This is a genomic window from Nakamurella lactea DSM 19367 (assembly GCF_000426645.1).
GTDB lineage: Bacteria > Actinomycetota > Actinomycetes > Mycobacteriales > Nakamurellaceae > Nakamurella > Nakamurella lactea.
On record NZ_AUFT01000008.1, the window covers coordinates 318318 to 339878 of the forward strand.

At 68.3% G+C, this 21561-nt stretch carries 21 protein-coding genes; 12 read left to right on the top strand and 9 right to left on the bottom strand.

Annotated features, from left to right (window positions below):
- Positions 1-50 precede the first annotated feature (50 nt).
- From K340_RS0111370 to K340_RS0111390, 5 genes are all read left to right on the top strand, one after another.
- Positions 51-1757: an ABC transporter substrate-binding protein gene (locus K340_RS0111370; protein ID WP_029136799.1), complete on the top strand. Its 1707-nt coding sequence runs from the start codon at positions 51-53 to the stop codon at positions 1755-1757.
- Between the two features lie 4 nt (positions 1758-1761).
- Complete coding sequence (locus K340_RS0111375) at positions 1762-2748, top strand: ABC transporter permease (protein ID WP_029136800.1); 987 nt, start codon at positions 1762-1764, stop codon at positions 2746-2748.
- Positions 2749-2751: 3 nt separating this feature from the next.
- Positions 2752-4734 carry a dipeptide/oligopeptide/nickel ABC transporter permease/ATP-binding protein gene (locus K340_RS29340; protein WP_084614278.1) on the top strand — a complete coding sequence of 661 codons (1983 nt, stop codon included), beginning with the start codon at positions 2752-2754 and terminating at the stop codon, positions 4732-4734.
- Entirely contained in the window at positions 4731-5762 is a 1032-nt protein-coding gene (locus K340_RS0111385; protein WP_084614279.1) for an ABC transporter ATP-binding protein, read from the top strand. The genes K340_RS29340 and K340_RS0111385 overlap by 4 nt, the downstream gene beginning before the upstream one ends.
- A 69-nt stretch (positions 5763-5831) precedes the next feature.
- Complete coding sequence (locus K340_RS0111390; RefSeq protein WP_029136802.1) at positions 5832-6476, top strand: CG0192-related protein; 645 nt, start codon at positions 5832-5834, stop codon at positions 6474-6476.
- A 39-nt stretch (positions 6477-6515) separates the two neighbouring features.
- On the opposite strand, the gene K340_RS34205 is transcribed toward K340_RS0111390, so the two are convergent.
- Genes K340_RS34205 through K340_RS0111405 form a run of 3 tightly spaced genes read right to left on the bottom strand, consistent with a single transcriptional unit; the run spans position 6516 to position 8124 of the window.
- The gene (locus K340_RS34205) at positions 6516-7040 is read right to left on the bottom strand and encodes an SRPBCC family protein (protein WP_051265878.1); all 525 of its coding nucleotides are present in this window, start codon (positions 7038-7040) and stop codon (positions 6516-6518) included.
- On the bottom strand, positions 7037-7399 hold the full coding sequence (locus K340_RS0111400) for an ArsR/SmtB family transcription factor (protein ID WP_029136803.1): 363 nt from the start codon (positions 7397-7399) through the stop codon (positions 7037-7039). Before K340_RS0111400 ends, K340_RS34205 begins: the two co-directional genes overlap by 4 nt.
- A 32-nt stretch (positions 7400-7431) precedes the next feature.
- Positions 7432-8124 carry a TetR/AcrR family transcriptional regulator gene (locus K340_RS0111405; RefSeq protein WP_037364036.1) on the bottom strand — a complete coding sequence of 231 codons (693 nt, stop codon included), beginning with the start codon at positions 8122-8124 and terminating at the stop codon, positions 7432-7434.
- A 103-nt stretch (positions 8125-8227) separates the two neighbouring features.
- On the opposite strand from K340_RS0111405, the gene K340_RS0111410 reads away from it, so the two are divergent.
- Together K340_RS0111410 and K340_RS0111415 are read left to right on the top strand one after the other, a co-directional pair.
- The gene (locus tag K340_RS0111410; RefSeq protein WP_407662220.1) at positions 8228-9283 is read left to right on the top strand and encodes an NAD(P)-dependent alcohol dehydrogenase; all 1056 of its coding nucleotides are present in this window, start codon (positions 8228-8230) and stop codon (positions 9281-9283) included.
- The gene (locus K340_RS0111415; protein ID WP_245599528.1) at positions 9280-10158 is read left to right on the top strand and encodes an SDR family oxidoreductase; all 879 of its coding nucleotides are present in this window, start codon (positions 9280-9282) and stop codon (positions 10156-10158) included. The genes K340_RS0111410 and K340_RS0111415 overlap by 4 nt, the downstream gene beginning before the upstream one ends.
- Before the next feature lie 18 nt (positions 10159-10176).
- Here K340_RS0111415 and K340_RS0111420 read toward each other — a convergent pair whose 3' ends face one another.
- Positions 10177-10629: an Lrp/AsnC family transcriptional regulator gene (locus tag K340_RS0111420; protein ID WP_029136807.1), complete on the bottom strand. Its 453-nt coding sequence runs from the start codon at positions 10627-10629 to the stop codon at positions 10177-10179.
- Positions 10630-10743: 114 nt separating this feature from the next.
- On the opposite strand from K340_RS0111420, the gene K340_RS0111425 reads away from it, so the two are divergent.
- From K340_RS0111425 to K340_RS0111435, 3 genes are all read left to right on the top strand, one after another.
- A complete protein-coding gene (locus tag K340_RS0111425; protein WP_029136808.1) occupies positions 10744-11367 on the top strand; it encodes a LysE family translocator in 624 nt (207 codons plus the stop codon).
- A 151-nt stretch (positions 11368-11518) separates the two neighbouring features.
- The gene (locus tag K340_RS0111430; RefSeq protein WP_029136809.1) at positions 11519-11779 is read left to right on the top strand and encodes a type II toxin-antitoxin system Phd/YefM family antitoxin; all 261 of its coding nucleotides are present in this window, start codon (positions 11519-11521) and stop codon (positions 11777-11779) included.
- Complete coding sequence (locus tag K340_RS0111435) at positions 11776-12183, top strand: type II toxin-antitoxin system VapC family toxin (protein ID WP_029136810.1); 408 nt, start codon at positions 11776-11778, stop codon at positions 12181-12183. The genes K340_RS0111430 and K340_RS0111435 overlap by 4 nt, the downstream gene beginning before the upstream one ends.
- Here the strand turns inward: K340_RS0111435 and K340_RS0111440 are convergent.
- Positions 12170-13198 (bottom strand): zinc-dependent alcohol dehydrogenase, encoded by a 1029-nt coding sequence (locus K340_RS0111440; RefSeq protein ID WP_037364038.1) that lies wholly within the window; start codon positions 13196-13198, stop codon positions 12170-12172. The genes K340_RS0111435 and K340_RS0111440 overlap by 14 nt on opposite strands.
- A 524-nt stretch (positions 13199-13722) precedes the next feature.
- Between K340_RS0111440 and K340_RS0111445 the strand changes: the two genes are divergently transcribed.
- Both K340_RS0111445 and K340_RS0111450 read left to right on the top strand, forming a co-directional pair.
- Positions 13723-14424 (top strand): ABC transporter ATP-binding protein, encoded by a 702-nt coding sequence (locus K340_RS0111445; protein WP_037364272.1) that lies wholly within the window; start codon positions 13723-13725, stop codon positions 14422-14424.
- Positions 14425-14426: 2 nt separating this feature from the next.
- Entirely contained in the window at positions 14427-16844 is a 2418-nt protein-coding gene (locus tag K340_RS0111450) for an ABC transporter permease (protein WP_161632092.1), read from the top strand.
- 189 nt (positions 16845-17033) lie between these two features.
- On the opposite strand, the gene K340_RS0111455 is transcribed toward K340_RS0111450, so the two are convergent.
- The 4 genes from K340_RS0111455 to K340_RS0111470 all read right to left on the bottom strand — a co-directional run bounded on the left by K340_RS0111455 (position 17034) and on the right by K340_RS0111470 (position 21496).
- The gene (locus tag K340_RS0111455; protein WP_029136814.1) at positions 17034-17486 is read right to left on the bottom strand and encodes a VOC family protein; all 453 of its coding nucleotides are present in this window, start codon (positions 17484-17486) and stop codon (positions 17034-17036) included.
- Between the two features lie 192 nt (positions 17487-17678).
- Entirely contained in the window at positions 17679-18305 is a 627-nt protein-coding gene (locus tag K340_RS0111460) for a LysE family translocator (RefSeq protein WP_051265882.1), read from the bottom strand.
- Positions 18306-18333: 28 nt separating this feature from the next.
- Complete coding sequence (locus tag K340_RS29350; protein WP_051265885.1) at positions 18334-19158, bottom strand: class I SAM-dependent methyltransferase; 825 nt, start codon at positions 19156-19158, stop codon at positions 18334-18336.
- Between the two features lie 43 nt (positions 19159-19201).
- Positions 19202-21496 (bottom strand): ATP-binding protein, encoded by a 2295-nt coding sequence (locus tag K340_RS0111470; RefSeq protein WP_029136816.1) that lies wholly within the window; start codon positions 21494-21496, stop codon positions 19202-19204.
- Positions 21497-21561: the final 65 nt, after the last annotated feature.

Sequence of the window (21561 nt, forward strand, 5' to 3'; positions counted from 1 at the left end):
CCCTACCGTACGTGGATCCACCTCCGCATTTCGTCCCGAGAGGCTCCGATGTGAGACGGCAACTGATCTTCGTCGCGGCGGCGAGCGCCGCCTGCCTGGCCCTGGCATCCTGCGGCTCGTCCGGTTCGACGTCGCCGACATCGGGACCGACCGGCCCGGCGTCAACGGTGGCGGCTGCGACCGGTTCCAGCGACCAGGCGGGCTCGGCCGGTTCGACCGCCGGCGCGAGCGCAACCACCGGTGCGCCAGGCGCTTCGGACGCCCCTGGCGCTCCCGGCGGCACGGTCACCACCCGGTTGAACGCCGACGCGGGAACCCTCGACCCGGCACTGTCAACGGTCGGCGGTCAGGTCATCGACACCTACCTGTACGACCCGCTGGTGAACATCGACCTGTCCGGCAAGGTGGTCAGCGGCATCGCCGAGAAGTGGAGCGTCAAACCCGACAGCGCCACCTTCACCCTGCGCGACGACGTCACCTGCACCGACGGTCACGTCATCACCGCCACCGACGTGAAGGCGAACTACGACTATCTGAAGGACCCGAAGACCCACGCCACCTGGATCGTGTCCAACATGAGCACGACCGACTACACGGTGACCGCCGACGATGCCACCCGTACGGTCACCATCAAGCTGCCCAAGCCCTACGGCGACCTGATCAGCGGCATCTCGGCCGTCGGCATCGTCTGCCCGGGCGGCCTGAAGGACCCGGCCAGCCTGACGGCCGGCAGCGACGGCACCGGGCCGTTCGTCGTGGACACGGCCACCCCGGACGTGCAGTACACGATCAAGGCGCGGCCCGGCTACAAATGGGGCCCGGACGGTCAGACGAATGCCGCGGCCGGGTTCCCGTCGGAGGTCGTCTGGAAGGTCGTCAAGGACGATTCGACCGCGGTCAACATGTTCATCCGGGGCGAGCTCAACCTGCTGCCGATGGGCGGCAACGAGGCCACCCGGCTGACGAAGGATCCGAGCGTCACCAAGACCGACACCGTCGCATCGACCGGCTCGTTCATGGTGTACAACCAGCTGCCTGGCCGGCTGCTGGCCGGCGACAAGGCCGTGCGCGAGGCACTGGCCAAATCGACCAACCGGCAGGACCTGGTCCAGGTCGCCACCGGCGGACTGGGCGAGATCACCAATACCCTGGTCAACCAGCAACCAAGGACCTGCGACGACTCGGCCGCGGCTTCCTCGGTTCCGACCTATGACGTCGAGGCCGCGAAGAAGTTGCTCGATGACGACGGCTGGACCGTCGGTGCCGGCGGCGTCCGGGAGAAGGACGGCAAGAAGCTGACGTTGATCCTGCTGGCCAACGATGCGAGCAAGCCGGTGTGGGAATACCTGCAGCAGGTGTGGTCCACCCAGCTCGGCGTCGACGCCCAGTTGGTCTCGTTGGACAACAACTCCAGCACCGACCGGTTGCTCAAGGGCGGAGACTGGGACGTCAGCCTGATCCGGATCGCCACCACCCTGCACACGTCGTGGACGCAGTTCCTGCTTGGCCCGCAGCCACCCGATGGTCTGAACCTGGGCTCCGGCAACAAGACCTATGCGGAGCTGGCCACCAAGGCACAGGCCACGCCGGGGCAGGCCGGGTGCGACCTCTGGGTGCAGGCGGAGGAGTCGGCGTTCAGCTCGTTGGATCTGTTCCCGATGTACGTGCCCAAGGGCCAGTGGTTCGCACACAACGTTGAGTTCACCCCGGTGTGGGATGAGGGCCTGCTGCCGCTGTCCCTGCGGACCACCGGTTGAGTAGATGACGACTGCCACCCTGACCGGCCGGCGGCCGGCGAACGCGCACCCATGGTTGCGCTTCGCCGTCCGCCGGTTCGGTGGACTACTGGTGGGGCTGGCCGTACTGCTGGTGGCCACCTTCCTGATGGTCCATCTGATCCCGGGTGACCCGGTCCGCAACGTCGTCGGCCTGAACGCCAAACCCGAGGACGTCGAGCGGATGCGCGAGGCGCTCGGGCTGAACCTGCCGCTGTGGCAGCAGTTCGGTCGATATCTTTCCGGTCTCTTCACCGGTGACCTCGGCATCTCTCTGCGAACCCGGATCCCGGTGTCCACGGTGGTGGCCTCCGGGTTGTCGGCATCCGCGTCGTTGGCCGCGGTGGCGTTCGTCGCGGTGATCCTGATCGCGGTCCCGCTCGGCATGACCGTCGGTGTGCTGACCGCCCGTGGCCGCCGGCGCGCCCTGCAGACCACCTTCACTGCGGTGACGGGACTCTTTGCCTCGATCCCGGGCTTCCTGCTGGCGGTTGGTCTGGTGTATTTCTTCGCGGTGGCCAATCCATGGCTGCCGGTGAGCGGTCGCGCCGGGTGGACCTCGTACCTGATGCCGGTGACAGCCCTGGCGATAGCGCCCATCGCCGGGCTGTCCAGGATCGTGCGGTCGCAGACCGCCGTGGTGCTCGGCGAGGACTACCTGCGCACCGCGCGCTCCAAGCAACTGCCGGACCGGCTGTTGTATCTGCGGCACACGCTGCCCAATCTGCTGACCGCAACGCTGACGATCGGCGGGATGCTGCTGCCCGGGCTGCTCGGTGGCGCAGTGATCATCGAGAACGTCTTCAACTGGCCGGGTATCGGCACCCAGGTCGTGATTGCCGTGACCGGTAAGGACTTTCCGGTGGCGCAGACGATCATCCTGATCCTGGGGGCGGCCGTGCTGATCGTGAACGCCGTCGTCGATCTGATCATCGCCGCCATCGACCCGCGCTCGACACTGAGGGAGGACTGACCGATGGCGTCCCGCAGATTGCGCGCCATCGTCGGTGCCCCCGGCACCGTCGTCGGGCTGGTGATCCTGGCAATCGTCGTCGTGGTGGCGATCATCGGCCCCGCGGTCTGGCAGGACCGCGCCATGACGATGAACGTGATGGAGGCGCGGCAAGGGATCTCGGCCAGCCACTGGTTGGGTACCGATGTGCTCGGCCGGGATGTGCTGGCCCGCATCCTGGCCAGCACCCGCACGTCGTTGCTGCTCGCGCTGGCCGCAGTGCTACTGGGTTCGGCCATCGGTTTCCCGCTGGGTGCCGTGGCCGGGCTGTTGCCGCCCCGCGGGCGCCGATTGGTCGGTCGCGGCATCGGCATCGCGCTCGCGTTTCCGGGCATCGTCACCGCACTGTTCATCTGCACGGTGATCGGCATCGGCGCGTTCGGCGGAGTGCTGGCCATCGGGCTGGCCATGGCGCCCGGCTTCGCCCGACTCGCACAGACCCTGGGTACCGCCGTCGCCGGGTCGGACTACGTCGCCGCCGCACGGGTTCTCGGCGTACGGCGAGGAGCGCTGCTGCGCCGCTACGTGCTACCGAACATCGCCGAACCGCTGCTGATCACCGTCACCATGGCGGCCAGCGACGCGCTGATCGCGCTCGCCGCGCTCAGCTACCTCGGGCTCGGCGTGCAACCACCGTCCTACGACTGGGGTCGGGTGCTGGGCGAGGGCCTGCAGGACATCTACACCACACCGGCCGTGGCGCTGGGCGCCGGCGCGGCGATCGTCTTGACCGGCCTGGCATTCAACCTGCTCGGTGAGTCGATGGCGCACGGATTCGACAGCCGTGCCGGGTCGGTATCGGCGCGGGCGCTGCGCCGGATGGGCCGATCGTTGCTGCCGGGTCGTGGTCTGCCGGCCGCTCCACCGGAACCAGATGGTGAACCTCGCGTCGCGCTCCGGCTGGAGGACCTCTCGGTCTACTTCCCTGGTCCGGACGGCACGCTGGTGCAGCCGGTGCGCGGCGTCAATCTCACCGTCGGCGAGGGCGAAATGGTGGGCATCGTCGGGGAATCCGGCTCCGGCAAGTCGTTGACGGCACTGGCCGCGGCCGGCCTGGTCCCCTATCCCGGCCAGGTGCGGGTGCAGCGCCGCGAAATCGCCGGCTCCGACGTGGCGACGATGCACCCGGAGCAATTGCGCAAGCTACTGGGCACCGACCTGGCGATGGTGTTCCAGGATCCGATGACGTCGCTCAACCCGGCGTTGCGGCTGCGTCGCCAACTGACCGAGAAGCTCGAGGTCCACGAGGGCATCACCCGGGCCGAGGCGACGGAGCGAGCGATCCTGGCGCTGACCGACATGCGGATCACCGCTGCGCGGCGCCGGCTGGATCAGTTCCCGCACGAGATGTCCGGCGGAATGCGCCAGCGCATCATGATCGCGATGGGCCTGATGGGAAGTCCGAGCCTGCTGATCGCCGACGAGCCGACCACCGCGCTGGACGTCACCGTGCAGGCCCAGATCATCGATCTACTGCGAGCGCTGAATGCCGAACACGGCACCGCGGTGGTGCTCATCTCGCACGACGTGAGCGTGATCAACGAACTGTGCCACCGGATGGTCGTCATGTACGGCGGCCGAATCGTGGAGCAGGGCCCGACGGCCGAGGTGATCGCGGCGCCGCGCCATCCGTACACCGCGGCCCTGCTGGCTGCTGTTCCGACGCTGCAGACCGGCCGGGAGGAACCACTGGCGTCCATTCCCGGCCAGCCGCCAAGTCCGACGGCGATGCCGGCGGGGTGTCCGTTCGCGCCGCGATGTGCGGCGGCGGACGCGACATGCCGGCAGGAGATGCCGCCGCTGATTCCCGATGGCCAACGGGATCTCGCCTGCTGGCACCCGCTGTCGGAGTCGGACGAGGGTCGGGCCCCCGGCGGGCTCGCTTCGCCCCGCGTCGGCTCGCCGGCGGGCCGGTCGATCCCCGGGACGCGGCGGGTGCGGACATGACGAATACCTCCTCAGCGGAGCGAGCCGATGCCCGGCACGATCGTCAGTCGGCAGACGACGGATCCGGGCTGGTTCTGGCCGACCTGCGGGTGACCTACGGCGCGGGCGCCACCGCTCTCCGGGCGGTGGACGGCGTCGACCTGTCCGTGCCGCGCGGCAGCACGCTGGCACTGGTCGGCGAATCCGGGTGTGGGAAGTCCACTATCGCCAAGGCCATCGTCGGGCTGGCGCCGTCGGTGGGCGGGCAGATTCTGCTCGGCGGGATGGACGTCACGACGGAGCGGGGACGAAGTGCTGCGCACTTCCGCCGCCGCGTGCAGATGATCTTCCAGGATCCGTACTCGTCCCTGAACCCGCGAATGACGGTCGCCGCGACGTTGGACGAGGCCTTGGCGCTGCACACCGGGCTGAACCGGGTCGATCGCCGAGCCCGGGCCGCCGAGCTGCTGGACCTGGTGGCGATGTCCGGCACCGGCGCAGACAAGTACCCGGCGGAATTCTCCGGAGGGCAACGGCAACGGATCGCCATAGCGCGGGCTCTCGCCACCGACCCTGAGGTGGTGATCGCGGACGAGATCACCTCCGCGCTGGACGTTTCGGTGCAGGCGTCGATCCTGAATCTGATGCGGGAGATCCAGGCGCGGACCGGGGTAGCCGTCCTGCTGATCACCCACAATCTCGCGGTGGCACGGTATTTCAGTCACCGGACGGCGGTGATGTACCTGGGCCGGATCGTCGAGAACGGCGACGAGAGCCTGTACACGGCGCCGCGTCACCCGTACACCAGGGCGTTGTTGGACGCCTCGCCCAGCCTGGCGGCGCATCGCGAGGACCGGGTGCCGTTGGCCGGCGACCTGCCGGATCCACACGATCCGCCGAGCGGGTGTCGCTTCCGTAGCCGCTGCCCGGTCGGTCCGCTGACCCACCAGGACCGCACGGTGTGCATCGATCGGGAACCGCCAGTTGTCGACCCGGCCGGTCTGGCGGTCGCCTGCCATTTCCCGCCGGAACAGCCGGCCGGGCGGTAGTCGCATCGGCACGAGATGCAATGCCACCGCGTGGGAACGACGGCGGCCGATGCCGGGTACCGTGCTGAGATGGCGATCATCCATCGGGCGAGTCTGACGCCCTCGAAGGTCGAGTTGCTGGCCCCCTGGGTGCCGGCCCAGCACTGGCTCGGTGGGATGCCGGCGAGCGACCTGTCCGCGGTCGGCGCGTATCGCTTCGACGATCCCGATGGCGAGGTCGGCATCGAGACGCATCTGCTGACGACGTCCACCGGGGAGGTCCTCCAGGTTCCGGTGACCTACCGCGCGGCGCCGCTTCCCGGTGCTGACGAAGCGCTGATCGGCACCATGCAACACTCGGTCCTCGGCGAACGCTGGGTCTATGACGGCTGCGCAGATCCGGTGTACGTCACGGCATTGGCCACCGCCATCCTGACCGGCGGCACCGAGGCCAAGCTGGAATACCCACCAGGGACCGATGTTCCGCCGCGACCGGTGACGACCAGGGTCGTCGGTAGCGGCAACAGCGACTCGGCGCCGCCCGGTGCCGGATCGGTGACCTGCGTCGATGTGGGGACGACGACCGTCGTCAGGTCAGGTGATCTGGAACTCGTGGTCGTGCGGGTGGTGGGTTCCGGGAGGACACACGCGCTGCCCGCCGGCCGGCCGACGCTGGTCGGGACCTGGCCGGGACGCGAGGAGCCGACGGAGCTCGCCGTGGTGCGGACGGCCTGACCCGCGGATCCCGGGATCGGGAGCCGGGGCGCGGGTTCGTCAATGGGCCGCCCGGACGGCCCGGCCGTACACCTGCTCCAGCGGACCGACATCGGCATCGACCAGGGGTGGGGCGGCCCCGGTGTCCAGTAGCCCGACAAGGTTGGCAAGGCACGCGTGGTAGCCGGCGGCCGTGTTGGCGGCACCGTTGTCGTCGTTGCCGAGCCAGGTGGTGAAGGTCAGGATGGTCGTGCCATCCCGCGGTTCCAGTTCCCAGCGCAGCACGTCGGTTTCCCAGGTCCACTCGAAGACGCACGGCGGATCCCAGACCCGGATGGTGCCCTGAAGTGTCGGCGTTTGGATCCCGTACTTCTCGACATGCGCCGGCCAGAACGGCAGTTCGATCTCGGCGCCCGCGCGACGCTCGCCGACGATGTCGCACGGCATCCAGTGCTGTAGCTGTGCGGAATCGGTGAGCGCTCGCCACACGGTCTCCGGAGAGTGGTTGAGTCGGCGTTGGAATCGTATTCGCCAGTGTTCGCCGTCGCGTTCGACGACTCCGAGTCGATCGTCGGTCGTGGTCATTTGAGCCTCATTCCTGGTGACGTCGGGTTGTCCTGGCCGGTGCGCCCCACAGGAGGATCCGTCGCGTCGAGATGTGACTCGAGGGCATCGAGCCGGGAGTTCCATTGCGCCCGGAACGGCGTCAGCCAGCTGTCGAGTTCCAGAAGTGCATCGAGCTGCAACCGGTAGACCCGTTGCTGGGCCTGCTGGCGCGTCGTTACCAGACCGGCTTCGCGCAGCACCCGAAGGTGTTTGGACACACTGGGTTGCGACAGCGGCAGGGCCTCGACGAGGTGGCCGACCGAGCGCTCGTGCTCGAGCAGCAGCGTCAGGATCTGCCGCCGATGTGGTTCCGCCAGAACCTCGAACACGCCGCTCACGAGCTGAGTATTACCCTAGGGGTATATGCCTGTCAAGGCATGCGCGAGGCGGATTTGCTCTGGATTCCGGCCAGTCCATCCAGGATCACGGCGAGCCCGAAGTCGAACTCGTCACCGAACTGGTAGTCCGGCCGCATCACGTGCTCGGTGGTGAATTCCAGTAGATGGGGGTACGCGTCGGGTGAGAAGTATTGCTGCATCATCGATGCGGCGACTTCGGGCACCGTGTCGGGGCCGTGGATCGGCAGTGCCGCCTCGGAGAGCGCGAAACCGAACACGTAGCTGTCGATCAGGGCGAAGGCGTGCGCCGTCAGCTTCACCGAGAAGCCGGCGGTCCGCAGTGCGCCGATCACCGCGTTGTGGTGGCGCAGGGTCGCCGGGCCCGGGTTGACCCGCGACTGCAGCAGGGCGATCGCCCAGGAGTGGCGGCCCAGTGCGCGCCGCGCCGATCCGGCGCGGTGCGTCATTCCCGCCCGCCAGTCCCCGTCGGGCTCCGGCAGCTCGATCTCGGCGAACACTCGGTCGACGATGCCGTCGAGGATCTCGTCCTTGTTGGCCACGTGGTGATACACCGACATCGGTTTGACACCCAGCTCGGCGGCCAGCGACCGGATCGTCAGCGCATCGAGGCCGCCGGAGTCGGCGACTGTCATCGCCGCCTCGAGCACCCGATCACGGCTGAGCGGGACACGTACCGCCGGGCCCTTGCTGACTGCCTTCGACATTCTTCTCCTCGACCATCGCCAATTCGTACTAAGTACTGTATCGTCCCTTACTTAGTACGGCAGGTACGCCCCGCCGACCGAAGGGACACCAGTCATGACAGCAATGGATCGCACGGTGCGGCCCGAGGCCGTTTCCGACGTGGTCGAGCAGGCCGGGTCGACCATGCGGGCGATCGTCCAGGACCGCTACGGCTCCGCCGATGTGCTGCGGTCGGTGCGGACCGCCCGACCTGAGTTCGGCGCCGGCGAGGTACTGCTGCGGGTGCGGGCCGCCGGGGTGAACCGGGGGGTGTGGCACCTGATGACGGGCAGGCCGTACCTGCTGCGGCTGGCATTCGGCCTGCGGCGCCCGAAGAACCGGGTGCCCGGACAGGACGTCGCCGGCACCGTGGTGGCGACCGGCCCTGCCGTCACCGGGTTTGCTGTCGGTGACGAAGTATTCGGGATCGCCAGGGGCGCGTTCGCCGAGTTCGCCGCGGCCCGGTCAGACAAGATCGCCCGCAAGCCGGCGAGCCTGACCTTCGAACAGGCTGCGGTGGTGGGGGTTTCGGCGATCACCGCGCTGCAGGCACTGGTCGACACCGGCCGGGTGGAACCGGGCCAGCGAGTGCTGATCACCGGCGCGTCCGGCGGCGTCGGCAGCTATGCCGTGCAGTTGGCCGCGGCGATCGGGGCCGTGGTCACCGGCGTCTGCAGCACCCCGAAGCTCGACCTGGTGCGCTCCCTGGGTGCCACTCACGTCGTCGACTACACCCGGGAAGACTTCGCCGACACCGGTCACCGCTACGACCTGATCCTGGATATCGCCGGGTTGCCGAAGCTGCAGCGGCTACGCCGGGCGCTCGCGCCCAACGGCACCCTGGTCCTGGTGGGCGGCGAAGACGGCGGCGACTGGACCGGCGGCACCATCGGGCGGCAACTGCGGGCCAGGGCAACGTCGCTGTTCTCCCGGCAGCGGCTGACCAGCATCCTGGCGAAGGAGCGAGCCGGCGACTTCGAAAGGCTCGCGACCTACCTGCAGGCCGGCACAGTGATCCCCAGCATCGAGCGGACCTACCCGCTGGAGGAAGTGCCCGACGCACTGCGTCACCTCGAAGCAGGCAACGTCCGAGCAAAGGTCGCTATCGCCGTCCTGCCGATGGGCACGGCGATGTCGTGAGCCGGCAACAGATCCGGTCCGACTCGATGGCCGGCCGCGCCGTGTTGGTGACGGGTGGCAGCAACGGCATCGGCCGGGCGACCGCCCTGGGCCTGGCCGGCATGGGAGCGGACGTCGCGATCATCGGCCGGAATCCGGGCCGGGCGCAGGACGCGGCACGGGAGATCCAGCAGGTCGGCAGCGGTCGGGTCGACGTGTTCGTCGGCGACCTGTCGGATCAGGCGCAGGTGCGGCGGCTGGCCGCTGAGGTCCTGGACCGGCTGGACCGCATCGACGTGCTGATCAACAACGTCGGCGGGTACTGGAACACCAGACACATCACCGCTGACGGGCTGGAGCGCACCTTCGCGATCAATCACCTTGCGCCATTCCTGCTCACCAACCTGCTCCTCGAGCGGCTGACGGGCAGCGCCCCGGCCCGGGTGGTCATGGTGTCGAGCAATGCTCAGTCGTTGGGGCGCGTGGCATTCGACGACCTCCAGGGCGAGCAGAACTATTCCGGCGCCAGGGCCTACAACCAGTCCAAGCTGGCCAACCTGCTGTTCAACTACGAACTGGCCAGGAGGCTGCCGGCAAGCGCGGTTACCGCCAACGCGCTGCACCCCGGCATGGTGAGCACCTCTTTCGGAGCCGGAGATCCGGGCACCGTGCAGCGCCTCATGGTGCCGATCCTGCGGCCCTTCATGAAGTCGCCGACGGGCGGGGCGGCCACCTCGATCCAGCTGGCGTCGTCACCGGAACTGACGGGTGTGACGGGCCGGTTCTTCGTGAACGGCAAGCCCAGGCGATCGTCCGAGCGGAGCTACGACGAGGCGGCCGGACGGCGTCTCTGGCGGTTGAGTGCCGACCTGGTCGGTCTGACGACGACGACCTGACCGGGCGGCCCGCCCGGCTCAGGTGGGCAGCGAGCGATCGGCGACGACCTGCTTCATTACCAGGGTGGAGTTCAGCCGCTGCACCCCCGGCAACGCCGACAGGGTGTCGTCCTCGAGCTGCTGATAGCCGGCGAGGTCGGCGGTCAAGATCCGCAGCAGGTAGTCCGGATCGCCGAAGAGTCGTTGCGCCTGCACGACATTCGGCACCTCGGTGAGCGCCGCCTCGAACCCGAGCAGGGTGTCCCGGTCCTCCTGCCTCATGGTGACGAACACCAGTGCCTCGAAGGTCAGGCCGACGGCGGCCGGATCCAGCACGGCGCGGTAGCCGCGGATCGCTCCGGATCTCTCCAGGTCACGCAACCGCCGGTGGCAGGGCGACACGCTCAGCCGAACCTTGGCAGCCAGCTCGGTGACAGTGATCCGCCCGTCATCCTGCAGGATGGCAAGAATTTTCCGATCGATGGCGTCCACGTAGTGGATTCTTCCACGCCGACTCCGAAATCGTCCAGAGATCGGAACCTCCTTCGGCCCCTTCCGGCATAGCTTTTCCTTCAGGGCTACCTCTTACGAAGGCGATGACGCGATATGGATCCGAGGCTGGTGTTCGCCTTCTGGGGTGTCGCGCTGCTGTTGATCGTGGTGCCGGGCCCCGATTGGGCCTTCGTTCTCGCGGTCGGGTTGCGCGAGCGGACCGTGACGCCGGCCGTCGGCGGCCTGATGCTCGGGTACCTGCTGCTCACCGGGGTGGTTGCCGGCGGCGTCGGTGCGGTGGTCGCCGGGGTCCCGGCGGTGCTCACCGTTCTGACCATCGTCGGAGCCGCCTACCTCGTCTATCTCGGCACCAGGACGCTGACGAGACCCGCTGCGATCCAGCATGATTCGACGGAGCGATCGACGTCGTCGCGCTGGCGACTGGTGCTCAGCGGGGTCGGCGTGAGTGCGTTGAATCCCAAGGGCGTGCTGGTCTTTTTGGCGATGCTGCCGCAGTTCACCCGCACCGCGGGCTGGCCGGCACCGCTGCAGTTCGGTGTCCTCGGGCTGGTGTTCGTCGGCACTTGCGGAGTCTTCTACTCGGTGCTGGGCGCCGGCGCCGGCGCGATTCTGCGGACCCGGCCAGCGGTCGCCCGCCGCGTGTCGCTGCTGTCGGGCGCGGCGATGATCGTCATCGGCGTGCTGCTGTTCGCGGAGCGACTCGTCCGAGCCGGCTGACCGGCCGTTGCCCGGACTCCCGCCCGGATCGGCTGCCGATGGCCCAGCCGGACAGCTTCCGTTATCGGGCGACCTGGGCGCGGGGCCGCTGAGGCGTGACCGAGAGCGTCCCCTCGTGCCCGGGTGCGCGCAGAGTGCTACGATTGCGCGCATGACAGTAGTTGCCTCTCGTGAACTGCGGAATCACACCGCCGAGGTGTTACGGCAAGTCTCCGAGGGCGCCGCGGTGACGGTGACGGTCAATGGCGCGCCAGTCGCGGTGATCACCAGGGTTCGCCACGGGCGGCGCCCGTCGATCACGAAGCAGGACCTGATCGAACTGCTCGCACGGCATCAGGCAGATCCAGCCTTGCGTGACGATCTCGCCGTGCTGGCAGGGGATACCACCGACGATCTCGACCCGCTCAGGTGACTGGCGGGCCGGTCAAGGGCCTAGCTGATACCAGCGTCTTCATCGGAGCTGAGTCGGGCCGTGCGATCCGGGGCGAGCTGCTGCCCGACGAGGTGTTCGTCAGCGTCGTGACGATTGCCGAACTGCAGGCCGGGGTTTTGGCTGCGGCCGATACTTCGACACGTGCTCGCCGGCTGGCGACACTTGACTCGGTGGCGGCCTTGGAGCCGCTCCCGATCGATGCTGCCGCTGCCGCCGAATGGGCGACGCTGCGGGTGCGTGTTCACGAGATCGGGCGCCGGATCAACGTCAACGACCTGTGGATCGCGGCCGTCGCCGCTGCGAACGGCCTGTCGGTGATCACCCAGGACGCAGACTTCGATGTGCTCGAACTCGTTGGCGGACCACCGGTCATTCACGTGTGACGAGCACTTTCACCTCTTCGCCGCCGGAGGAGGCGGCGAACGCCTCGGCCACCCGGTCCAGCGGGAACCGGCTGGTGATCATGTCGGCAGCGGACACCCCGCCGGCCCTGATGATCTCGATGGAGGTGGCGTAGTCCTGCGGCAGATACGTTGCGCTGCCCTGGATCCGGACCTGCTGGTCCTGGATCTGCGGCAGCGGAACGGTGACTGGCGCCGCCGGCACGCCGACAATCACCACAGTGCCCGCTTTCAGCGCCAGCGCGATCGCCTGGTCGACGGTGGGTTGGATCGCGACGCAGTCGAAGACCACGTCGGCACTCTCGCCGAGTTCGGCCCGGACCGCCTCGACCACGTCGGCGCGGCCGCCGTCGATCACCGCATCGGCGCCCAGCCGGGCCGCCCGATCCCGCTTGCTGGGCAACATGTCCGTCATCACGATCCGGCCGGCCCCGGCGTGCCGGGCGGCGGCCAGCACCAGCAGGCCGATGGTGCCGGCGCCGATGATCACCACGGTCTTGCCTGCGACGTCACCGGCCAGCCGCACCGCGTGCACCGGGGTGGACAGCGGCTCGATCAGCGCTGCATGCTCGTCGTCCAGGTCGTCGGGTATCACGTGCAGCCGGTTGGCCGGGATCGTAAAGAAGTCGGCCATCCCGCCCTGCGAGTAACCGCAGCCGAAGAACTGCAGGTTCTCGCACAGGTTGCTGCGGCCGGTGGTGCACATCTTGCAGTGCCAGCACGGCAGGGTCGGTTCGACCGTGACCCGCTGTCCGGCCGTCACCGCGGTGACGTCACCGCCGACCTCGGTGACCACGCCGACCACTTCGTGCCCGGGTCGATACGGCAAGGGCACGAACGGATGTCGGCCGTGGGCGGCGTGCGTATCCGACCCGCAGACGCCGCTGACGGTCATCTGCACCAGCGCCTCGTCGGGTCCTGGGACCGGCTTGTCGGCGGTGGTCACCTCGATCACGCCGGGGGAGGTGACGACAACTCTGCGGATGGGCTCTGTCATGGCTGCTCACCTTCGTCGATAGCTGCCCCTGACGCTAGACCAGCAGACTCTCCCCCGATCCGCCACACACGACCGGGATCGCATCGGTCGGCGGGTGGGCGTTGCGGAACTGGGTCCTCGGCTTGTTCGTTACCTGCTGTATCTCGGGTCAAGTCGAGCTCGCCTACCACATCGGGCGGGCATTCCGGCCACCGGCTCAACGTAGGCGAGGCCAGGGTATTGACAGCCCCGACCCGCCGTGTGATTCTGATGACAACCGCCTTCCGTCGGGGGGGGGCAAAGATGCTTCGGAGATCCTCATCATGACGATTCGAGCAACTTCCCGGACGTCGCCAACGATAAGACCAGTTCCATCGGAAACCGGCACAGCAATACCGGCGGCGACACCATGTGGTACAAGGATCTCCCGGGATCGGCATACGTTTGCGTCAGTACAGGCAATCGCGTTTCCAACGTGGGCTATGACTTCAATGACGAAGCCTCTGTGATGCGCGTTTATCACAGTGCAACGGTCTGCTGAGTACGTGCAGACGGTATCAGCTTCTGCCTTTCGAATCGTTCTTCGGGGTGTAAGCCTTCGCTATACGACAGCTGCGGAGCAAGTTGCGGCGCTCGACGGTGTTGACCTTGAGGTTTCGGCCGGTGAAATGGTAGTGCTCCAGGGTGTCTCGGGCAGCGGGAAGTCGACACTGATCAACATCATCGCCGGGTTGTTGTCGCCACAGGATGGGTGCGTGACCTCCTGCGGAGTTGACCTGGTGGCGGCAAGCGAGAGTCAGCGTGCTGACTATCGGCGACGATGCGCCAGCCTGGTGTTTCAGGAGTTCAACCTGTTGAGCATGCTGCGCGTCGGCGAAAACGTCGCCCTCGCGGTCGAGTTGCTCGGTGTTGATCCGGCATCGGCGCGGGAGAAGGCGGGAGTAGCGCTGGCCTCGGTGGGTATCGATCAGCTTGCTGATCGATACCCGGGAGAGCTGTCCGGTGGGCAACGGCAACGTGTGGCTGTAGCTCGGGCGATTGCGTCGGGCAAACCTGTGGTGCTGGCCGATGAGCCGACGGGGGCGCTGGACAGCCGGACGAGCGCCGAGGTGGTTGCTGCACTTCTGCGTGCCCGGGATGCTGGTGCTGCCGTTGTGGTCGCGACTCACGATGACGCCGTTGCCGGACATGGTGATCGCGTGGTCGCGATCACCGATGGTCGGGTCGTCGCGCCGTCGGTGGTGTGATCGTGCCGGTGCGCCTGTGGCGGCTGTTGATCGTCAGGGTGACACTTGCCGGGTCTTGGCGAACGCTCTTGGCGGCGACGTTGATCGCGGTTCCGTTGGCGCTCACGGTGGCCGCCGTCGCGGGAGCGAACGGTGTTGTCACCACTGCGGAGCAGAAGTCGGAACTGACAACTGGAGGACACGACTACGCTGCCTCCATCGGTGAACGAGCAGTCCCCAAGGACCTTAACTCCAAGCTCGGAGGGGCGGCGGTACTCGCTGCCTCCATGCTCGATGTGATGAATCTTCCGGTCACGTCGCCGTCCGGCGGTGACGAAGTTAGGTACTTCGAGGCACCATGGTCAAATATGGGAACAGCCGAAATCTACCGGATGACTAATGGCAAGTTCCCGACGGCGAGTGGCAGTGTCGCCCTCAGCACCAGCCTCTCACAAGAGCTTGGTGTCGCAGTTGGGGATACCGTGCTTCTTGCGCACGATCGCGCACATCCTGCTGTTGTCGTCGGAACATTTGTTCACCGCAGGGCGGTCAGCGGCAACTTCATCCTGGCTGGCGAGGGCACATGGTCGACATTGCGCAGCCCTGCCCTGGTTCGGGGTTCCTTGTTTCCCTTTCGGACGCTCTACCTGGACCGCGGCGCGTCTGATGCTCAGTTTGATCCTCAGGTTCTAGGTGGTGGCTCCGTCATTGCGGCCACGTTGGCGGCCGGAGATCCGTTCTACGTACAGCAACCATTGCTGGTGGCGATCCCGTTGGTCGTGTTGTTGACCTTCGTGATCGCGGGCGGATTCATGCTCGGCTTGCGCAGGCTGCAGACCGACCTCTCCGTTCTCGCAGCGCTCGGATTGTCTCCGGCACGGATTCGTATCGTGGTGACCGCTGCGTCCTTGCTGGTGGCACTCATCGGGGCCGTGCTCGGTGTCCTCATCGGCGCTCTGGCCGGTCCCATTATGGGGAGTTTGTTGGCGTCGGCCCTAGACCGGGAAATGGTGTCGCCCGCACGGATCGGAGTCAGCGGTGCCGGTGTGTTACTCGCGGTGGTGGCAGGTGCGACCGCGCTTGCTGGCGCGATCGTCAGCCGGGTCGTGGCAGCCGGAATCGCCAACGGCGTGGCCGCACGGCCGGTGACCGACAGTGTTCCCACCGTCGCCGAACGAGTGGCCGCGCGGCGTGGCGTGCAAGCTGTCGCACTGGCTGTAGCCGTGGTCGCCGTGGTCTTTCTGCGCGATGGACCGCTCGGAGCAATCGTCGCTGTTTTGGCGGTGATGGTCCTGCTCTCGGCGACAGCGAGGGATCTGATCGGGGGACTGGCGTGGCTGCTGTCGCGTGTCGGCCTGATCGGCCGGCTCAGCGGCTGGCTGGCCAGCAGGGACCGCGGACGATCGATCGTCGTAGCGGCCGTGGTCATGGCCGGAGTGTGCCTACCGATCGGAATCGGCACCAGCGCACAGTCTTCGTTCGATCGGAACCTGGCCGCCCGGACACCTACCGTGCCGATCGGGCAGATCGATATCAATACCCACGGCCAGGCGCTCGACGGCGCGGCGCTGGCAGCGCTGCGGACCGCCGCAGGGGCGCCGATAGTTCCGAGCAAATGCCTGTCAGATCGCAAGTACCGCGGCTGTTGGTCGATCGCCACCGGCGATAATCATCTCGACGTGCTCGTGGTGGATTCGGTGGCGGACGTTCAGCCGCTCACTTCCTATCAGCCTGCCGGGCGCGACACACAAGCACTGCATGCCGGGTCCATCCTCGTTCTGGCCTCCACGGCTGCCTGGCCCAGCAGCCGGGACCGGACACAGCTGCTTTCTCCCGACGGCAAGCCAATGCGCACCGCTACAGCGGTTCACGCCGATGGCGTGCTCCCTGCTGGCGTCTCCGCCGCCGTTGTACTGGCGTCAGCACAGGCCGTCGAAGGTCTGACCGGGACAGTGCAGAGATACCGAACAACGGCACCGACCGACCGGCTTGCTGCGGTTCGGGCGGTCGCCATCGCGCATCTCGTCGCCGGCCGTGATGTCACGGTTGACGAGCCGCCCACCGAGGTGCTGGACGGCTTCAGCCAGTTCGCCGTCCTGCTCGGCGCCATCCTTGCCTTGCTGACCGCGATCGGGGTCACCCTGATGACGCTGCGAGAACGCCGGCGTACCGGCGACCAGCTGGGAATGCTGGGGATGAGCCGCCGGGCGGTCAAGGGCATCGGAGTTACCGCAAGCTTGGTCCCGGTGCTCGCCGGAGCGGGCATCGGTGCGATCTGCGGCTTGGCTGTTGCCTGGCTGCGGCTGCTGGAGACGGACATCCCACTCGCCGTGCCGTGGCGAATGATCGTTCTGGTCGCGGCAGGAGTCGTCATTCTGACCCTGGTGGCAATCGCGTCGGCTCCATCACCGCGACTGTCGCAGCTGCGCGACTCGTCCTGAGCCGCCGGCCTTGAGGTTGAGGCGGCGCAGGAATTGCCTCGACCACGGCGTCGGTGAGGGCGCCGATGAGCGTGGATTCGTTTCCGAGCAGTTGGATTCGAGAACGTGAGCCGTCAGGTGTGGCACGCCTGGCCCGCATCCCATCGTGGATGTCGATGACTTCAAAAGTGAGCCTGCCAGGCCGCGCGTTCAGTGCAGGCCTTCGCCAGAGAATGCGGCGGTTGCGCGCCGCTGCAACTCGTCCAGGGCGATGTCCAGCAGGTGTTCGGTCAGCCCCCATCGATGGCCGAACGGATCGCGCAACTGGCCCTCCCGTTCCCCCCAGAATGCATCTGCGACCGGACGAACGGTCTCGGCGCCGGCCGAGATCGCGCGCTCCCAGGCCGCGTCGACGTCGTCGACGTGGAGATAGGTGGCGCCGTAGGTTCCGCCGAAGTGCGCTGGGCCGAACGACTCCAGCTCGGGAAACTCATCGGCCAGGGTGACGCGAAGGTCGCCGATCTGGAGCTGAACGTGGATGAGCTTGTCGCCGGGGAGTTGGATCCGAGCCAGCTCGATCGCCCCGAACGCGGCCGCGTACCAGCGCGAGGCGGCGTCAGCTCCGGCGACGGTGAGGTGCAAGGTGTGAGATGAGATAGTCATAGGTGGCTGCCTTCGCTCAAACGGTTGACTGGAGTTTGCACAGCCGCGTCGACTTCCCGTGTTCGGGTTCGATCGACAGCTTCCCGGGTCTGACGATCCAGCCGCCAAAGATGTGAGGCCCGCCGCACGTCAGGGATGAGAATTGCCTCACCGCGCAGGGAACGGCCTTCGATGGCTCCGGCGCTCCGGCGCTCACCCCAGCAGCGCGCCGCCGGCGAGCAGAACGTAAACGCCGCCGGTGACGAGGTTGAGGCGCCGTTGGAACCGGGCCGATCCCAGCAGTCGCTGCCGCAGACTCCCGGCCAGCACCGCGTAGCCGCCATCGCAGAGCGCAGCAACGGGAATCACCGCCGCCCCCAACAGCAACAGCTGCAGCGTCGGGGCGCCGCCGGCCGGATCGACGAACTGCGGGAGGAAAGCCAGGAAGAACAGGCAGGTCTTCGGGTTGAGCACGTCGACGAAGAAGCCGTCCCGGATCCACCGGGCGGGGGTGGCCACCGGCCCCAACTTCAGGGTCAGCGTGCCCGCCTCGGCCCGGGCGCCGAACTGGCGGACCGCCAGGTAGACCAGGTAGCCGGCACCGGCGATGCGCACCGCGTCGTAGCCGTGCTCGGATGCGGCCAGGGCCGAGGACAGGCCGACGGCCGACGCGCACACGTGCACGAGCAGCCCGGCCTCGAGGCCGAGGACCGACCAGAGGCCGGCCCGGCGACCCTGCGACAGGCTCCGCGCGACCACGTACATCACCGACGGTCCCGGCACCGCCAGTACCAGCACTGTCATTCCGACGAAAGCGGCCAATCCTCCGGCCCCGGACATGCGGGGTCCTCGCGTCCGTCCGCTGCGGTCAGCACGAGCGCCGTCCTCGCAGGCAGACGAACTGATAGAACCAGGTCCGGAACTGCGGATCCCTGGCCAGTTCCTGGTAGCGCGCCAGCTCCCACGGCTCGGCCCCGGCGGCGAGCAGCTGGTTGTGTGCCTGCTGGTTCAGGACTGCGTGCAGCAGGGCTCCCGGAGTTCCGCCGGACACCGTGTGCGAGACCTCGACGCCCTCGATGTCGACCAGTCCGGCGCCGATCATCGCCTCGTTGATCCGGTGCGCCCAGCCGAAGTCGATGCCGCCGGCCGGACTCACCACCTCATGCGACAGGTACTGGATCCGCTCCCAGACCGCGAGGTCGCGGGCGTCGCCGGCGGACAGCACCGTCAGCGGTCGTCCGCTGACGTCCCCGACGACCAGCGTGCCGCCCGGGGCCAGGGCGTCGACGAGTCCGGTCAAGATCTGGTCGCGCCGCGGTAGATGCATCAGCATCAGTCGCGCATGGATCAGGTCGTACGGGCCGGCCAGCGGCCCCGTCAGCCCGTCGTTGATGTCGTGCCGATGGACGGTGATCCCCGGTCCCGTGGCGAGCCGGGTGGTGTCGATGTCGATCGCGACGACCTCGCCGGCGGGGCCGACCCGGTCGGCCAACCAGCGGGTGACGGAACCACCACCGGCACCGAGGTCGAGGCACCGTTGGCCGGCCCGGATCGAGACCGGCTCCAGCACGCCGAAGCTGTGCCGGTCGAACAGTCGGCTGAGCAGGTCCATGTGCTCGGCACCCGCGTCGGAGCCGGTGTCGAACAGGTATTCGGTATCGGGTTGTTGTTCGGTGGCATGCGCTTTCGTCATGCATTCGAGCCTGCGCCGGGCGAAGCGCCGGGCACATCGGTAATTACACGGATCTTTCGGCGGTTCCTGAACCCGATGATCGCTCGGCGAGCGCCCAGGCCATCAGCTCGTAGCGGCTGGTGAGCTTCAGCTTCTCCCGGATGTGCTCCAGGTGCGACTCGACGGTGCGACGGGAGATGACGAGGCGCCGGGCGATCTCGGCATTGTTGAGTCCCTGGCCGGTCAATCGCGCGACCTCCCATTCGCGGGCCGAGAGCGGCGAGTCGTCCACCGACGGCGGTGCCAACGCCGTGGCGACCGCTTCGTCGATGGTCAGGGTGGCGCCGGCGGCCAGCAGCTGTTGCGCCAGCCGCGGCCCAAGCGTTGCCTCCGCCGCGGTCATCGCCTCGCTGGCAACGGCTTCGGCGACCGGCGGCAGTACGCTCCCGCGTCGCCCCCGGACCCTGGCGGCGCCGCCGAGCCGCAGCGCCGCCGTCATCCGGCCCTCGCTGCGGGCCAGCGACGCGCCCGACCAGATCCACTCGGTGTCGCCGTCGAGGGCGCCGATCAGGCGCAGGTCAGTGATCGAAGCCTCGAGGTGCCGGCGGTGGGCCGCGACATCCCGTCGACTCCACGCGGCGAACGTCAGCCCGATGTGGGCCCGGCGGGAGACCGCCGGCGCCTCGCCGGCGGCGCGAAGCAGGTCCAGAGCAGTGGTGTGTGCCTCGGCGCCCCGGTCGACGTCCCCGGCGACGAAATGGGACAGGCCCAGCACCGTGCAGGACCAGGCCTGTCCGTGCCGGTCGCCGAGCGCGGCGAACATCTGCACGCTCCGCTCGGCGGAGGCGACGGCGAGTGCCCCGTCCCCGGCGCCGGCGGCGACCATGCCGCGGGCCCGCAACCCCCGCGCCACCCCGTCGTCGTCACCGAGCTCGCGCATGATGTCCAGCAGCTCGTCGGCGTGCGCCAGTGCCTCGCGGTACCGGCCCTGGCGATAGCCGAAGTAGCAGAGCACCAGAAGTGCTTCGGCCCGGGCGCGTGGCGACGGCACACCATGGTCGAGCAGCCCCGCGATCCGATCGCGGGCCTCGTTGACGTACCCGCGGTGCTCCCAGTAGCCGCCCAAGCAGGTCACCAGCTGCAGTGCGAGATCCGACGTCAGTTCGCGGGCCCAGCCGACCGCGGCCAGCACATTGGCCTCGGCCCGCCGAAGCTCGCCGTACCAGCGGTGGCCGGCCACTCCCATCAGGTTGCCCGCTGCCCGCTGGGCGACCTGCAGGTAATGCGCGGCGTGGCGTTGCCGGACCGTGTCGGTGTCGCCGCGCTTGTCGAGACGGGCCGCGGCGTACTGCCGGATCGGCTCGAGCATCCGGTAGCGCATGGCTGCGGACCCCGCGGGTTCGGCGAGTGCCAGGGAGTGGTCGACCAGCACCGTCAGGTCGGGCAGCAGCGGCAGGTCGGGGCCGGCTACCGCCGCCGCCGCGGGCAGGTCGAAGCCCTCGACGAACACCGACAGCCGCTCGAACAGGTCGTTCTGTTCGGCCGACAGCAGCCGGCAGCTCCCGGCGATAGCGGCCGCCATCGTCGGGCGCTCGGCGGTCGTCGAACCGTTGGCCGGCGACCTGGAAGCCGTCGACCCGGAAGCTGTTGACCGGGGCTCCGTCAGCTGCGCGAGCTCGGTGTCCAGCCTGGCGAGCAGGTCGTTCAGGGACAGCACCCGGGTCTGCCTGGCGGCCAGCTCGATCGCCAGTGGGAGGCCGTCGAGACGGTCGCAGATCTGCTGCACCGTAACGGCTCCCGCGTCATCCAGCACCAAGTCGGTCACCAGCGAAGCCCGATCCACGAACAGTTCGGCCGCCGAGCCGCCGTCCAACGGCGGGACGCGGTGCAGCTGTTCGCCCGGAACCTCGAGCGGGATCCGACTGGTTGCGAGCACCCGGACGTCGGGGCAGTTGGACAGGACCAGGCTCACCAGCTCGGCGACGGGTGCCGTGATGTGCTCGCAGTTGTCCAGCAGTACCAGGACCTCGGTCGGTCGCAGCGCGGACAGGATCGAATCCGTCAGTCGGGCGGCCCGTTCGTTGCGGACCTCCAGCCCGTCGGCCACGGATCGGACGACGTCGTCGTCGGACACCGCCGCCAGGCTGATCGGTCGTAGGCCGCCCGAGAATGACGACCGGGCCCGGTCTGCCACCTCGGCCGCCAGCCGGGTCTTCCCTGCGCCGGGTGCGCCCACCAGGGTGACGAGCCGGGAGCCCCGCAGTAGCGCCAGCACCTCGGCGGTCTCGGCGGCCCGGCCGAAGAAGCGGGTCAGGCGCAAGCGGGCCAGCGGCCACGCCGATTCGGTCTCACCACGCATCTGTACTCCCCGACGGCCGGGACGCGACTGGCGGCCCGCGACGAGCGCGGCCCAGGTCGACGAAC

Bases quoted from the DNA above. Each gene is read 5' to 3' on its own strand.
- K340_RS0111375 (WP_029136800.1), top strand. From the start codon at position 1,762: ATGACGACTGCCACCCTGACCGGCCGGCGGCCGGCGAACGCGCACCCA.
- K340_RS29340 (WP_084614278.1), top strand. From the start codon at position 2,752: ATGGCGTCCCGCAGATTGCGCGCCATCGTCGGTGCCCCCGGCACCGTC.
- K340_RS0111385 (WP_084614279.1), top strand. From the start codon at position 4,731: ATGACGAATACCTCCTCAGCGGAGCGAGCCGATGCCCGGCACGATCGT.
- K340_RS0111390 (WP_029136802.1), top strand. From the start codon at position 5,832: ATGGCGATCATCCATCGGGCGAGTCTGACGCCCTCGAAGGTCGAGTTG.
- K340_RS34205 (WP_051265878.1), bottom strand. From the start codon at position 7,040: ATGACCACGACCGACGATCGACTCGGAGTCGTCGAACGCGACGGCGAA.
- K340_RS0111405 (WP_037364036.1), bottom strand. From the start codon at position 8,124: ATGTCGAAGGCAGTCAGCAAGGGCCCGGCGGTACGTGTCCCGCTCAGC.
- K340_RS0111410 (WP_407662220.1), top strand. From the start codon at position 8,228: ATGGATCGCACGGTGCGGCCCGAGGCCGTTTCCGACGTGGTCGAGCAG.
- K340_RS0111425 (WP_029136808.1), top strand. From the start codon at position 10,744: ATGGATCCGAGGCTGGTGTTCGCCTTCTGGGGTGTCGCGCTGCTGTTG.
- K340_RS0111430 (WP_029136809.1), top strand. From the start codon at position 11,519: ATGACAGTAGTTGCCTCTCGTGAACTGCGGAATCACACCGCCGAGGTG.
- K340_RS0111440 (WP_037364038.1), bottom strand. From the start codon at position 13,198: ATGACAGAGCCCATCCGCAGAGTTGTCGTCACCTCCCCCGGCGTGATC.
- K340_RS0111455 (WP_029136814.1), bottom strand. From the start codon at position 17,486: ATGACTATCTCATCTCACACCTTGCACCTCACCGTCGCCGGAGCTGAC.
- K340_RS0111460 (WP_051265882.1), bottom strand. From the start codon at position 18,305: ATGTCCGGGGCCGGAGGATTGGCCGCTTTCGTCGGAATGACAGTGCTG.
- K340_RS29350 (WP_051265885.1), bottom strand. From the start codon at position 19,158: ATGACGAAAGCGCATGCCACCGAACAACAACCCGATACCGAATACCTG.
- K340_RS0111470 (WP_029136816.1), bottom strand. From the start codon at position 21,496: ATGCGTGGTGAGACCGAATCGGCGTGGCCGCTGGCCCGCTTGCGCCTG.